The 1,652-nt window shown below is 45.5% G+C and carries 1 protein-coding gene; it reads right to left on the bottom strand.

Going from position 1 to position 1,652, the window contains the following annotated elements; translation table 11 throughout:
- Positions 1–288: 288 nt before the first annotated feature.
- On the bottom strand, positions 289–1,248 hold the full coding sequence (gene bla / locus CSQ89_RS21410; protein WP_158229088.1) for a subclass B1 metallo-beta-lactamase: 960 nt from the start codon (positions 1,246–1,248) through the stop codon (positions 289–291).
- Positions 1,249–1,652 lie beyond the last annotated feature (404 nt).

The raw sequence follows: 1,652 nt of genomic DNA on the forward strand, positions 1-1,652 counted from the left end.
CCATCGCCGACAAGCCCGTTGCTGTCGCCGCACCAAACGTGCTCAGCAAATAGTCGGTGTACAAATCGAGTTCTTTGTTCTTCATGGCGACAGGTTATCGTATGCACTGCGTAACATCAGTTATTTAGATAGTGAGTGCCCTCACGCAAAAGATTCATCCACCTTAAGCTGGCGGACTTTCACTTCCATTGGAATGCGATTCAATTGCAGAAGACTTGAGTTAAAAGGAAGACAATCGCTCGAGTGTTACGCTTTAAATGCGGGTTGACTCATATTACGAATAGTAGGCTATATTGGTTTTGCCATAGAACCTAAACGTATTGTATGGTCCACTAAAGAAAGAGTGCCCGGCTCTCCATGTCCTGGCACCACGATTTCAGCATTAAATCTTTCATCCTTTAGGCGAAAAACACTTCCTGACCATTCCACGACATTAGAGCCATCAACAGGTTCAAGTATAGCCGCATCAGCTGATTTAATTAAACATCCACCAAATAGGATTTTTGATTTAGGAAGCCAGACAATGATATTGTCTATGGAGTGACCGGGCCCAGGATAATAAAGCTCTATTTCTTCACTTAACCTTGCTGCAAATACAAATGGCCTATTAGGCGGTTGTAGACCATTTCTTTTAGCAATATCGGCAGTTAAAAAAGAACCATAAACAGGGATATCATTTCTTAACCACACATCGATACCTCCCATACGGTCTCTATGCGAATGGGATACCACGCCGGCCGTAACAGGTTCTCTTAAATTACTTTTCACCCAATCTAGCAACATCTGGGTATGCTCAATCTTCCAGCCAGTGTCGACCAGCGTCACTCCTTTATCTGTTTTAATAATCAGCCCATTAGATGGTATACGCCTTCCATCCGGTATGACTTCATACGTTACATGGCGCCAAACATTATGAGCAAGTGGAACTATATGGACGTCAGGGTGAAGTATGATCTCATCACTAACTCCTTGAGCAAGAGCCGGGGTCGCTAAAAACAGCCCGGTGATAGCAATGAAAAATCGCCTTATAAAATAGTCTCCTGTTTTTCCTTGCTTGACCAACGCTTTTTTGGGGTTTTCTAACTCAGCATCTTTGCTTCTATCTAGATAGCAAGTTAGGAAATCAACTTTAGCTCCCAACACCGCCTGCCATGCTTTCATTACCACCATTATTGCCCTCATAATACACTCCTGATTGAAACGCCACCACATTACCAAGATTGGTAGCAATGCAAATACTGAAGCCATCTTCAGTAACCAATATCCAACTCTGTTAATTCTTACTTTTAAACCAACCATACAGAGTGAATACCGTCCTAGAGACAGCGATGTATCTAATTGGTTTGCCAAATTAACCGTAACTCTTGTAACAAAAATCAGAGGTTAACAATTAATAAGCCTCATCCCAATCGGCATAGGGGCGGCCAGATTACCTGGCCGACCCCTGCCACACCACCCGGCATGCGGGTCCGCACCGGGCGGTTCGAGAAGTTGAGGTTAGGCGAGTCTTGGAACTCCCAAGCGCTCGAAATAGGCGATCGGCAGCGCACGATTCAGCACGCCGTAGCCATTACGCCACCAGCGTCTGGCATTGCTCGCTATCCTCGTCGCGTCCGTTCCGCTCACCCCGAGCGCTTTCAGCTCCCGATACA

The sequence above is a fragment of the Chitinimonas sp. BJB300 genome (assembly GCF_002735695.1).
In the GTDB taxonomy this organism is placed as follows: Bacteria; Pseudomonadota; Gammaproteobacteria; order Burkholderiales; family Chitinimonadaceae; genus Chitinimonas.